The organism is Algoriphagus jejuensis, assembly GCF_039523455.1.
Classification (GTDB): Bacteria; Bacteroidota; Bacteroidia; order Cytophagales; family Cyclobacteriaceae; genus Algoriphagus; species Algoriphagus jejuensis.
Window position 1 is genome coordinate 22,380 of sequence record NZ_BAAAFI010000032.1, and the last position, 12,908, is coordinate 35,287.

Annotated in this window: 7 protein-coding genes; 6 read left to right on the forward strand and 1 reads right to left on the reverse strand. The window is 48.2% G+C overall.

The window, feature by feature from the left end:
- Positions 1-8: 8 nt before the first annotated feature.
- The 4 genes from ABD031_RS13975 to ispG all read left to right on the forward strand — a co-directional run bounded on the left by ABD031_RS13975 (position 9) and on the right by ispG (position 10,243).
- Positions 9-3,716: an ATP-binding protein gene (locus ABD031_RS13975; RefSeq protein WP_343852508.1), complete on the forward strand. Its 3,708-nt coding sequence runs from the start codon at positions 9-11 to the stop codon at positions 3,714-3,716.
- Between the two features lie 311 nt (positions 3,717-4,027).
- Positions 4,028-7,489 carry a hypothetical protein gene (locus ABD031_RS13980; protein WP_343852510.1) on the forward strand — a complete coding sequence of 1,154 codons (3,462 nt, stop codon included), beginning with the start codon at positions 4,028-4,030 and terminating at the stop codon, positions 7,487-7,489.
- A 63-nt stretch (positions 7,490-7,552) separates the two neighbouring features.
- On the forward strand, positions 7,553-8,257 hold the full coding sequence (locus tag ABD031_RS13985; RefSeq protein ID WP_343852512.1) for an SDR family NAD(P)-dependent oxidoreductase: 705 nt from the start codon (positions 7,553-7,555) through the stop codon (positions 8,255-8,257).
- A gap of 3 nt (positions 8,258-8,260) precedes the next feature.
- Positions 8,261-10,243, forward strand: a complete 1,983-nt coding sequence (ispG, locus tag ABD031_RS13990; protein WP_343852514.1) for a (E)-4-hydroxy-3-methylbut-2-enyl-diphosphate synthase — start codon at positions 8,261-8,263, stop codon at positions 10,241-10,243.
- A 307-nt stretch (positions 10,244-10,550) separates the two neighbouring features.
- On the opposite strand, the gene ABD031_RS13995 is transcribed toward ispG, so the two are convergent.
- Positions 10,551-10,967 carry an ApeP family dehydratase gene (locus tag ABD031_RS13995; RefSeq protein WP_343852516.1) on the reverse strand — a complete coding sequence of 139 codons (417 nt, stop codon included), beginning with the start codon at positions 10,965-10,967 and terminating at the stop codon, positions 10,551-10,553.
- A 249-nt stretch (positions 10,968-11,216) separates the two neighbouring features.
- Here ABD031_RS13995 and ABD031_RS14000 point away from each other — a divergent pair, with 249 nt between their 5' ends.
- On the forward strand, positions 11,217-11,411 hold the full coding sequence (locus ABD031_RS14000) for a DUF6728 family protein (protein ID WP_343852518.1): 195 nt from the start codon (positions 11,217-11,219) through the stop codon (positions 11,409-11,411).
- Between the two features lie 188 nt (positions 11,412-11,599).
- On the forward strand, positions 11,600-12,763 hold the full coding sequence (locus ABD031_RS14005; RefSeq protein WP_343852519.1) for a DUF748 domain-containing protein: 1,164 nt from the start codon (positions 11,600-11,602) through the stop codon (positions 12,761-12,763).
- The last annotated feature ends 145 nt before the right edge of the window (positions 12,764-12,908 follow it).

Genomic DNA, 12,908 nt, shown 5'->3' on the forward strand with positions numbered 1-12,908 from the left:
TAGGCTAAATGAGCTTCCAAACCCGCCGACTGGTCATCTTGATCAGTATCATTTCTCTTCTGATCGTTCTGATTTTAAACTTTTTTGTTTTTCAGAAAAGCGAGGAGGAAAAGTACTTTGAAGCAATCCAAAAAAAAATCCAACGGGTAGACAGTCAGTTTGACGAGGATTTCATCGGTGTCTTGATGGAAATACGACCTGAGGACTCGGTGACCTTTGATCGAGTCAGCAGTCCCGACAGTCGACATCCGTTGTTCGTCCTCGATGCAGGCGGAAAGTTGCGCTATTGGTCTGATTTTACGGTCACGTTGGACTTTTCCCAATTGGATCTCAACCAAGAGTACCAGCTTTTGGAAGATCCGTTTGGGATATTTTTTGTGAAAATCAGAAAGGTCACTAGGAATACCTCCAACTACCACCTAGTCCATGCCCTGCGTCTAATCTGGCCCGGTTCTATTGAAAATGATTACCTCAAGACGGGGCCTAACCCGGATTTCTTCGGCAATGACCGCTTTCAGCTTTTTCCCGAGCCCTCCGACGGTGCATTTCAGGTACGGTCCGAATCGGGCAAAGCAGTCTTTGGAATTAGTTTTCAGCTCGGCTACGAACCTGTGGGCAGAGTTGCCAATACTGCCTTGCTGATCTTTATTTGTTCAATTTTTTTGCTCTATTTTCTATTGAGTTTTGATTTCCTGAGAAAAAAATGGAAGAAAGGTTACCCCTGGCAGACGATCGGTTATGGTTTTTTGATTTTGGCGGCTATTAGGGGACTCATGCTCTATTTCAATTTTCCGGGAGAGTTCTTTGAGTTTTCGCTCTTCGATCCGGTGAATTACGCTTCCTCTTGGCTCAATCCTAGTCTGGGCGATCTCCTGCTCAACACCATCTGTCTTAGCATTATTCTCGGTCTGACGATTTCTCAGCTTTATTCTAAAAACACCTTCCAAAAGGTTCAAGTGCTGAAAAGCGGAGGTAAGTTTCAATTGAGTTTGTTCTTGACAATTGTAATCAGCACAGCCTTTTTTGTGCTGACTTGGTACCTTCCCCGCAACCTGATTTTTAACTCGCAATGGGTGTTGGACATCCGTTCGATTCCGACTTTCGACTGGTTCAAAGGGCTGAGTTTTTTGATCTTGTTTTTATTTAGCTCAGCCTATGTGCTTCTCTCGCTGACGATGTTCAGCTTGCTGCTTAGTGTGAGGAATGACAAAATCATTTACTACAAGTACCTCGCGTGCGTCGGCTTGCCTGTTATGGGAATTGCGCTGTACGTTAGTTTTTGGCTGGGCTTAGTATGGGCCATACATCTTTTTTTTCTTTTTAGTATCATTCGGTTCGAGCTGTTTCAAAATACTTTCCGGCTCGGCCTCGATACGTTTTTGACGTTTTTTTATGCCTGTTTAGCCACTGCGGCAGTCATCGGTATCAGCACGCTCAAGTCCGAACAGGAGCGGCTTATTCTGTCCAAAGTTCGTTTTGCCAATCAAAACCTGATCGAAAACGACGTCATGACGGAGTTTTTTCTGGGCGATATTTTCAATCGGGTGAAAAGCGACCTTTTTATTCAAAATCGAATTGCCGATCCATTGTTGTCGAAGGAACCCATCGAGACCAAAATCCGAAGAATCTATCTGGACAATTATTTTGATCAGTTTGAGGTTGTGATTCGGATTTTTACGGCATCAGGACAGCAGGTACTTGGCTCGGCGGAAGGGACGGATTTGAAAGATCTAAGGCAGCAGTTTGTCAAAAGTGACTATGCGACCGGGGTGCGGGATCTATATTTTGTTCGAGGAAAGGAGACGACCGCAAGCAACAAGTTTGTCGCTTTTATCCCGATTTTGCGAGAGGATAATTTGTTGGGGACACTTTATCTGGAGTTGAAGCAGCTTCGAATTCAGCCGGGTAGCGTCTATCCAAAACTATTGTTGGATCGAAAGTATGCCGAAAAGCTGGATCCGCTTACATACGAATACGCGGTGTTTCGGGACAAGGAATTGTTGCGTAGCTCGGGCACTTTCAACTTCAATCAAAGTGATTTGCTGAGGATTTTGGATCGTAACCAGTTGTATGTAAATGGCGTCCATTTCCAGGGTAACCATCTTTTTGGGATGAAGAATGGCGACGAAGTGATCATCCTTTCTTCTCCAACGATCTCCTTTTCTCAGTTTTTTGGCAACATTTCCCTCTTTTTTGTGGCCTTTGTTTTCATGACTTTCCTGGCGATTTCGCTGAATACTTTTTTCAGAGGCTATCGGGATTTCGAGTTCAACTATTCGACGAAACTCCAGCTGTACTTGAATTTCGCCTTCTTTTTTCCCATCATTATCATCTCCATCATCACGATCGGGCTATTGGGAGGAAGCTATCGGGATGACCTCAACCGTCGATATATCGAGAAAGCTAGCCTGATCCGAAGTAATCTGGGGGCGTTTTTTAACAATCAGAATCCGTCAAATGTAGATCGAGACCTGCTCAACGAGGAGATCAACTCTCTGGCCAATACCATCGCCAGTGACATTCAACTCTACAGGCCCGATGGTTACCTGGAGGCGACTAACCGCCCGAATATTTTTGACAAAAAAATCCTCTCACCTTGGATCAATCCCGCCGCAATGGCGGGTTTGATGGAGAAAAACCAAATTCAACTTTTGCTCGACGAACGGATTGGACGTTTGAAGTATCAGACTGTTTATTTGGCGGTCCCGTCCCAGGTCGATCAATCAAATATAGGGATCTTGGCGGTGCCATTTTTCGAGTCTGAAACAGAACTTAACTCGCTGATCTCCGACGTCCTGGGCAATATCTTCAACGCCTTTGTGGTCATTTTTATTCTCTTTTTGATCGTATCCTCTTTCGTCTCCAAGAATCTGACCTTACCCTTTAAGTTGCTGACGCAAAAGCTCAAAGCAACCAATCTCGAAAATAACGAACCCATGCATTGGGCGTCCAAGGATGAAATCGGCCTGTTGGTCAACGAATACAACAACATGCTCTTTAAACTGGAGGCAAGTAAGAAAGTACTCGCATCTACAGAAAAGGAATCCGCCTGGAAAGAGATGGCCAAGCAAGTCGCCCATGAAATCAAAAATCCACTGACTCCGATGAAACTGACGCTTCAGCATTTGCTCCGCCTGGAGCAAGAGGGGAAGCTCGATGATCAGGAAAAATTGCGTAGATCACTGGAAACACTGATTCATCAGGTAGATGCGCTCAGTGGGATTGCTTCTTCATTTTCCACTTTTGCCAAAATGCCACTGCCCAAAAATGAGCTGATGAACTTCAAGGTGGTAGTCAACAAGGTGATGGAATTGTTTAAAAATGACAGGCGGGTGCAGCTGGATTTTCAGGATGACTCGTTTACTGAAGAGATAACGATTATGGGCGACGACAAGCTTTTCGGACGGGTGATCTCCAATCTGATTATCAACGGAATTCAGGCGGTGAAAACTGGACAAACGCCCCACATCCGTATTTGGCTTTGGCTCACGGAGCAGGCGGTCTTCCTGGAGATTACCGACAACGGCAAGGGCATTCCTCCGGAACTCCGGGACAAGATCTTCATCCCCAATTTCAGCACGAAGACTACTGGATCGGGACTCGGCTTGGCTATCGCAAAGAGCGGCGTCGAGACCGCCGGAGGCAAGATTTGGTTTGATACAGAGGTGGGAAAGGGCACGACCTTCTACCTGACTTTCCCGCTGGCGCAAAGCTGAGAGGCAAATAGTCCGAGCGGTGTCGAGAAGATCCACTCTGGAGGTGTTAGAATGCGGAAGGAAATCTTTGCGACTCAGCGTCTTCGCGAGATGTTTTATTGTCCGCAAAGACGGAAAGGCGCAAAGGAAAAACTTGGCGGAAACTCAGCGCTCTCCGCCTGTCCTTGGTAGATCCCAAGCGAAGCACTGCAGGAAAATTTCACTTCCTCTAAAAGTCCCGCCTTCCGTCTCTTGTCAAGTATATTTCGCGGAAAATTGAGTCTGGGAGAATTACATTTATTTACCTTCAACTAAATCGGCAACTGGCTCCCATGCGTTTTTGGCTCATTTTCTGGGTTTTCTTCATCTGGCTGGCTGGGTCTGTCCAGGCTCAGGAGAAATGTCGCTGGTATCCTGCTTCCTATTTTGAGTCGGAGCGGCAGCTCGATTCCCTGTCTGTCCTCCAGGAATCTATCCGCGTGACCGACCAGGCCGGTAAGGTTTATCCCTTTGTTTTTGATTTTTCAAAAAGGACCCTTCGGCTGGATGACTTGGGAGAAAAGCCCGATTCTTTGCAGGTCTGCTACCGGACTTTGACCGTCCGATTGGATCAGACCTTTACCAATAGGACACTTACCGCAAACTATGATTCCACGGCCATGTTTCGGGACAACCGTGTCCAGACACTGCCCGAATTGGATATCCGGGAGGAGCTTTTTCCCAGTTCCAATCTCTACAAAACCGGTAGTCTCACCCGGGGAGTTTCCTTCGGAAATACGCAGAATGTGTTTGTCAACTCCGCTCTCAATCTACAGCTGGAGGGCGATATTGGGGAAAATCTGAAGATCCGGGCCAGCATCACCGACCAGAATGTGCCTTTTCAGCCAGAGGGAAATACCCAACAAATCCAGGATTTTGACAATGTGCTGATTGAGCTGTACAATGAAAACTTCAGTCTCGCCGCTGGGGACGTGGTGCTTCAGCAGCGGCAGTCTGAATTTTTGCGTTACTACAAAAACGTTCAGGGCCTCCAGTTCACTTCGAAATATAAGCTGAAAGACAATTGGGAAGCCAGTTCGCAAGGCTTCGTCTCGGTGGCCAAAGGCAAGTTTGCCTCCATCCAGCTACCTATCTTGGAGGGAGTGCTCGGCCCTTATCGCATCAATGGGCCAAACAACGAGCGCTACGTCATCATCATGGCCAATTCGGAGCGGGTTTTTCTGGACGGCAAACAACTCCAGCGAGGCTTCAATGCCGACTATGTGATCGACTATAATCAAGCCGAAATCACGTTCACTCCCAAAGTCCTGATCACCCAGTATTCCCGTGTCCGGATCGATTTTGAATATGCGGAGCGAAATTATTCCCGCTCCATCCTCGGCGCCAATCACCTCCAGACGAATGGCAAGGTGGATTTTTATGTCAACTACTATCAGGAGAAAGACAACCGGAACCGGCCACTCTTCACGGAGTTTACCCAAGAGGAACAGCAGCTGCTGGCTTCGGTGGGGGATTCGGTTGACCAGGCGACAATTCCGAGGATCGATTCGGTGGCCTTTGATCCGACACGGATCCTGTACGAACAGCTGCAGGATCTGGACGAGACTGGCAATCCTTTTACCTACTACCGCTATTCCACTGATCCGGAGCTTGCCCATTACTCCCTTTCTTTCTCCCAAGTCGGTTCAGGAAAGGGGGATTACCGTCGCGTCAATCAGCTGGCCAATGGGACCGTCTATGAATATGTGAGCCGCCTCAATGGACAGCCTCAGGGTGACTACTCTATCCTCACCCAACTGCCGGCACCGGACAGCAAGCGAATGACCACGGCCGGCACCCGCATCAAGCTGGGGGAATATGAGAAGGTCTACACCGAAGTGGCGCTTTCTTCGGTGGACAAAAACCTCTTTTCCTCCCAAGATGATGATGACAATCAAGGGCTGGGTTGGAAAGTGGGATTGCAATCCGAAAATCGGGAGCTGGGGATGCTAAAAGGCTATCGCTTCAAAGGCTTGACGGAATTTGAGTACAACTCGACCAACTTCAATTTCATTGATCGGTTCCGTTACATTGAATTTGACCGGGACTGGGGGCTCACGCCGGAGATGCTCGAGACTGCGGCAGCGGAGCGCTTTTTTCTGGCCCAAGTAGGACTGGAAAAAGATGCCTTGAATACCTTCAATTACAAGCTGTACCTCCGCAACCGGGAAAATGTACTCCACGGCTCCCAGCACACAGCCTACTGGAATGCGGAGCTCGGCAAAAGATTTCGGCTGCGGCAGGAGTTTTTCAGGCTGCAAAGTGATCAGGACACTTTGTCGACGGACTGGACCCGCTATCTGGGAAATGTGAACTTTCAGTCTAAAGTCCTGGTGCCAGGCTACCAGTTTTCCTTGGATAGAAATGCGCTGAAAAATGCCGAGACAGACTCGGTGGTCAGCACTGCGATGAATTATAAAGAGCATCTGGTGTACCTGAAAAGCAACGATTCGCTTAGCTATGCCTTCTCGGCAGATGCGGCTTGGCGCCAGGATCGATTGCCGGTTGGGGGAAAGCTCATCGACGACACGCAGGCCTTTACCTCCAACTTTACCTTCCGAAAACAATGGGCCAAGCATAGCTTGAGCAGCACCTTTACCTATCGCGAACTGGAGTATGTCAACCGGGATCTGCCTACGGAGCTGACGCTTTTGGGGAAGGTGGACTATTCCGGTAGCTTGGCCAAGAATCTCATCCGAAACGAAATCAGCTACGCAATCGGCAACGGCAGGGAACTCCAGCGGGAGTTTGTTTACCTGCCCGCACCCAACGGTGACGGTACCCACACTTGGCGGGATGACAACGGCGACGGGATTCAGCAGTTGAATGAATTCTACATCGCCATCAACCCGGAGGAGAAGCAGTATATCAAGATCTTTGTGCCGACCGATACCTATGTGCAGGCCTACACCAGCTTGCTCAACTACCGCATCCAGGCAAAATTTCCCGACGATTGGAAAGAGTCGGGAGGCCTTCGCCAATTCCTCTACCGCTTTTCCAACACCTCCAGCCTGAGCGTCGAGAAAAAAGTGACCTCGGAAGACTTTTGGGATCGGGTGAATCCCTTCATCGGATCGGTGGAGCGGGATCAGATCCTCTCGCTCCGGCAGATCATCCGCACGAGTTTCTTTTTCAACCGGGCTTCGGCCAAGTACGGTTTTGACCTTTCGCTCGTTGACTCACAATTGAAGCAGTTGCTTTCTGGCGGCTTTGAGGATCACGTGCAGCAGGACTGGAAGCTCAACACGCGTTACAATTTCAATCCGACCATGACGCTGCGGATTTTGGGGGCAGTTGGGGATCGAATCTCGGCTTCCGACTTTTTGGAAAATCGAAACTACAGCATCCAGCAGGCTACTCTTGGGCCGGAATTGGCTTGGCAGCCCAGTCCATTTTTCAGGACTACTGGAAGCTATTCCTTCAGTGGAAAGGAAAATATCCAAAACCTGGAGTATGAAGAAACCGCCCAAATCCATGAGTTGGGCTTGGATATGCGCTTTGCGAAAGCTATCAAAACCACCCTCACGGGAAATATGAAATATATCCAGATCGACTACAACGGCGAAGTAAACTCACCGGTCGGCTACGAAATGCTCCAAGCGCTGACTCCGGGGACGAACCTCACTTGGTCCCTAAGCTGGTTGCAGCGAATCGGGGAGGGGCTTCAACTCAATCTTGTATATGAAGGTCGCAATTCGGAGGGATTGGAGCGGGTCGTCCATGTGGGACGGATGCAAGTCTCCGCACTCTTTTGATAAAAAAATGTAACTTTGCTCACTGTAGATAGTTGTCATACTAACTATTAAACTACTAATCAAATGAGCAAAAGTATCCTCGTCACCGGAGGTACCAAAGGGATAGGTCGGGCGATCATTGAGCGGTTTGCGAGCGAAGGATTCGACATATTCACCTGTGCCAGAAATGAAAAGGATCTCGCTTCGCTAAAGTCGCATTTGGAGAAAGAGCACGCTGGAATCAAGGTCTTGACGATGGCGGCTGATCTTTCGAAGAAGGAAGAGGTTTTTCGCTTTGCCGACGCTGTGAAGGCAGTTGGAGTGCCGGATGTGTTGGTGAACAATACCGGGATTTTCCTGCCTGGCTCGCTGTACAACGAACCCGACGGTAACTTCGAATTTATCATGGAGACCAACCTATACTCTGCCTATCACCTCACCAGAGCTTTTGCGCAGCAGATGATCGACCGCAAATCCGGCCATATCTTCAGCATGGGCTCAATCGCAGGATTGACTGCCTACCCGAATGGAGGAAGCTATGCGGTGTCCAAGTGGGCGATGCTCGGTATGACCAAGTCTTTTCGCGAGGAGCTGAAGCCGTATCATATCAAGGTGACGTCTATCCTGGCCGGAGCGACGTTTACTGATAGCTGGGCTGGAGCGGGCATTCCGGAGGAAAGATTCATGAAATCCACTGACGTGGCCGAAAGCGTGTGGGGCGCTTACAACCTTTCCCCACAGACTGTTGTTGAAGAAATTATTGTACGCCCCCAATTAGGAGATATATAAGCTATGGAGTCACTGATCAAATCCCTCGATTCGCTCTATTGCGATAGCCTCACGGGCTATTCCCGCAGGAAAACCATCCCCGTGCGAGTGGGAGATGTGCTCATCGGCGGCGACAACCCCATCGTCGTGCAGTCCATGACGACCGTGGACACCATGGATACCATGGGCTCTGTGGAGCAAAGCATCCGCATGATTGAGTCAGGCTGCGAACTGGTGCGGATCACCGCGCCGAGTATCAAGGAAGCCGAAAACCTCCGGCATATCAAGGCTGAGCTGCGCAAAAGAGGCTATAAAACTCCGCTTGTGGCAGACATACACTTCACGCCAAACGCTGCCGAACTTGCCGCAAGGATCGTGGAGAAAGTCCGCATCAATCCGGGCAACTATGCCGATAAAAAGAAATTTGAAGTCATCGACTATACCGATGCCAGCTATGCCGATGAGCTGGATCGCATCCGTGAGCGTTTTTTGCCTTTGGTGAAAATCTGCAAGGAAAACGGAACTGCCATGCGGATCGGAACTAACCACGGTTCGCTTTCCGACCGAATCATGAGCAGATATGGCGATACGCCGCTCGGAATGGTGGAGTCGGCACTGGAGTTTTTGAGGATTTGCGAGGATGAAAACTACTTCGATATTGTCATCTCCATGAAGTCCTCCAACACGCAAGTGATGGTACAAGCCTACCGGCTGCTAGTGCAAAAGCTGAATGAAGGCGGCTTCAAACCTTATCCGCTTCACCTCGGAGTGACCGAGGCTGGAGAGGCAGAAGACGGGCGAATCAAGTCGGCCGTGGGCATCGGGACGTTGCTGGAAGACGGACTGGGAGATACCGTCCGAGTATCTCTGACCGAAGATCCGGAGTTTGAAGCGCCGGTAGCCAAGGCGCTGATCGATCGGTATTCCGAGCGAAAAAGCCACGAGCCGATCCCGGAAATCACCCACTATCCGATCACTCCCTTCGAATACAACAAACGGCAGGTAGCCGAGATCTACAACTTTGGCGGACACAATGTGCCGCGGGTGATCACCGATATTTCCAAGATCGAGAGAATAACTGACCGCGAGATGAAGGTGGTGGGGCACTTTTACCTGCCCGAGCTCGACAAGTGGAAGATGAACGATCAAGGCTGTGATTTCGTCTATTCGGGTTCCAATCCGATCCCTTTCATGTTGCCAAACGGCATGAAGGAAATCCAGGATTTTGCAGTTTGGAACTTAGCTCCAGACCAGGTGAATAAGTTTCCACTTTTTAAATTGGAAGAATACAAAGGTGCTAAGCGGTTCCATTCCGAGCTGAATTTCTTGGAAATCTCCGCGTTGGAAATCGACGCTGCAATTCCTGCGATAGCCGGAAAAAAAGATACGGTCTTGATCCTGAAGACGGCCAACACCCATTCCATGCCCGCTTTGCGCCGGGCATTTGTCAGTCTCTTGGAGGCAAAGTCTGATGTCCCAGTCGTGGTCAAGGTCAGCTATCCCGACCAGTCGGCGGATATGACGATGCTCTATGCGGCGACCGATGTAGGCGGACTCTTGATCGATGGACTGGGCGATGGAATCCTGATTTCTTTGGAAAAGGAAGCAGAACATACCCGAGCCGAAGTGCTGGAGCAGATCAAGCTGCACAATACCGTGAGCTTTGGCGTGCTTCAAGCGGCCAGAACCCGTATGTCTAAGACGGAGTATATTTCCTGTCCTTCCTGTGGCAGGACGCTCTTTGATCTCCAGGAAACCACCGCGATGATCCGGAAACGAACCGACCACCTCAAAGGCGTGAAGATCGGCATTATGGGCTGCATCGTGAATGGGCCGGGAGAGATGGCCGATGCCGACTATGGTTATGTCGGTTCGGGCAAAGGAAAGATTACGCTCTACAAAGGCAAGGAAGTGATGAAGAAATCCGTTCCTTCTGAAAAGGCCGTGGACGAGCTGATCAACATCATCAAGGAAGACGGCATGTGGAATGAGCCGGAGACGATTTGAAATCGAGATTCAAGATTTTAGATGCAAGAATCAAGACCAGAGTCGCCGATCATTTGCATGCTGATTGTACTTCAAAGATGCTTCGAAGAATCTACGCAAGCCGGGAATTAACCTCCTCGTTTTTTTCGTAGGAATAATTCAAAGCTTTAATTCTGGATTTGTAGGCAGCAATATAAAGGTGATTTTTAAATCAAACATAAATCACACTATAGTGTGAAAAATGGCAAAGGGAAAGCGAAGAGCTTGGCTTGAATTGGAATTATCACATTATAATGTGATTATTGATTGAATGAGTCGAAAAGAAAAATCACCTTACTTTGACACTCATCCAAGATGCTTCCAAAAGTTTAGAATCACCCATCATGGCAGTGCCTGATTGTTTAATGATGCTGCTGCTGATTCTCTGATTTTTGATGATATACTTGATCTCTTTATTGAAACCTGCACCTGCAAAAAACTGGACTTTCTCAATGCTTGTCAAAGCAAATATTCCTTCTGCCAAGCCCAGAAGTTTGATTCCTGCGCCTCCACATTGAGCCATGGACTCCACTAATATCATCCCCGGTATGAAGCCTGAGTCGGGAAAACTTCCTTTGAGCCATTTATCTTTTTTGGAGAAAATCTTTGTTGCTACGATCTCGGATGTTGTGGACGAAATAACTTGATCCACAAATAGAAAAGGATCTCTATGTGGCAATAAGTCAGTGATTCTATGCTGATTCATTTTCATAGGATTTGGTCTTACGGGTTTAATTTTTACTCTCAGGAAGTGTGGAGATGGAATTTAGTAATAATATTGGATTGTAATTTCGGAGGAGCTAATTTGAAATCGCAGGGATTCAATAAGAAGGTATCCCATCAACTTTCAAACTGGCTGACAGTCCTAGCTTCAATGTCAATTCAAACGATGAAACATAAAAATAAAGTAAACTTATATCGAGCATCATCGGTTGAAGATTAAATTTGCAATGCCATGTCAGATAAAAATAAAGTGCAGGAATTCTTCAAGCTGGGTGAATTTGGAAACTATTTCACCCGGGTATTTCAAAAACCCGATCCCAACAAGCCCACCAATTTCAATCTGCGCATGATGCATGGGATCAACAAGATCTCCATCATCATGTTTTTGATCGCTATCATCGTGTGGACAGTAAAGCGGTTTATTTGATTGAGAAAATCACTACACGACACTTAGAGAAGAGGCCGACAGGTCTCTTTTTTTTTGGCTTGGTACTGCGATTGTAACATTTGCGGGAGTGATGAAAACATCGGTATGGGGGCGCGAAATTGCCATCCCTTTTTTTTCATTCCCCACGATGAGTGGGATTTTCCCCAAAACTTGCAAATCCAATCGTCATGGAATCCAATCGCAAACCTTTCTATAAGAATCGCCGCTACCAGGTAATTTTCGGTCTTGTGGTTCTCCTGATTGCCTTTCGACTTTACCTCCCGACCTTGGTCAAAAACTACGTAAACAAAGTGTTGGCTGAGCTTCCGGGATATTATGGGCATGTGGAGAGTATCGACATCGCCTTGATCCGCGGAGCCTATGTGATCAATGAATTGTATCTCAACAAGATCGAGGCGGAAACAGAAATCCCTTTTATCAATCTTCCCAAGACGGACATCTCCATCGAGTGGAAGTCACTCTTCAAAGGGGAAATCGTCAGTGAGGTGCTTCTCTACGAACCTACCGTCAACTACGTCTCGGAAGACCAGGAGGGGGAGGAAGCTGCCAAAGGCGATGACTGGTCCAAGGCCTTGACAGACTTGGTGCCGATCAAGATCAACCATCTGGAGATGCACGACGGCAAATTTTCCTACATCGTGGCCGGATCGGATCCCGCCATCAATCTTGATATTAGCAATCTAGAACTCGTAGCAGACAATCTTCGCAATGTGGAGGCGGAGCCGCAGACCCTGCCATCTCCTATGAGACTCACCGGAACGAGTGTCGGAAATGGACAGCTTAGCATTGAAGGTGAGCTCAACCTTATCCGAGAAATCCCCGACCTGGATCTGGCGCTTGCACTGGAAGGTGTGGACATGACCGCGCTCAATGACTTCAGCAGCCACTACGCCAGCCTTGATTTTGAACAAGGAAGGTTTGATCTCTACTCTGAGATCGCGATTGCCGATGGCTTCATGACGGGCTACATCAAGCCGATGCTCGTAGATTCCAAGCTGATCGCGAAAGAAGAAAGCTTTGCCGAAAAACTCTGGGAGGGCTTTGTCGGATTTTTCAAGTTTGCGCTCAAAAATCAGGGCACAAATACCCTCGCATCAAAGGTGCCACTCGAAGGCGACCTCAACAACGTGGAGACTTCGACCTGGACCACGATCGTGAATGTTGTCAAAAACGGTTGGATTGAGGCGTTTACACAGGCTGTGGATGAAGACGTAAGCTACCAAGATGCGCTGCAGCGAATCGGCGGTGGTGATAACACAAAATCCAAAAAGGAGATTCGTCAGGAGAAACGTGAGGAAAAGCAGAAAGAAAAAGAGTCCAGGGGAAATTGAACGGTCTCAGAAGACAATACTCTGAGCATTCCCCCAAAAACGGGACAGTAAATTAAGTTACAATTAACCCCTTAAATTTACTGTGATGACCACACGAAGAAAATTTACCTCGAAGTTCAAGACCAAGGTGGTTTTGGAATTGTTG

What these genes read in the sequence shown, in the direction of transcription:
- ispG (WP_343852514.1), top strand. Translation starts at nt 8,261, where the DNA reads ATGGAGTCACTGATCAAATCCCTCGATTCGCTCTATTGCGATAGCCTC.
- ABD031_RS14000 (WP_343852518.1), top strand. Translation starts at nt 11,217, where the DNA reads ATGTCAGATAAAAATAAAGTGCAGGAATTCTTCAAGCTGGGTGAATTT.
- ABD031_RS14005 (WP_343852519.1), top strand. Translation starts at nt 11,600, where the DNA reads ATGGAATCCAATCGCAAACCTTTCTATAAGAATCGCCGCTACCAGGTA.
- ABD031_RS13985 (WP_343852512.1), top strand. Translation starts at nt 7,553, where the DNA reads ATGAGCAAAAGTATCCTCGTCACCGGAGGTACCAAAGGGATAGGTCGG.
- ABD031_RS13975 (WP_343852508.1), top strand. Translation starts at nt 9, where the DNA reads ATGAGCTTCCAAACCCGCCGACTGGTCATCTTGATCAGTATCATTTCT.
- ABD031_RS13980 (WP_343852510.1), top strand. Translation starts at nt 4,028, where the DNA reads ATGCGTTTTTGGCTCATTTTCTGGGTTTTCTTCATCTGGCTGGCTGGG.
- ABD031_RS13995 (WP_343852516.1), bottom strand. Translation starts at nt 10,967, where the DNA reads ATGAATCAGCATAGAATCACTGACTTATTGCCACATAGAGATCCTTTT.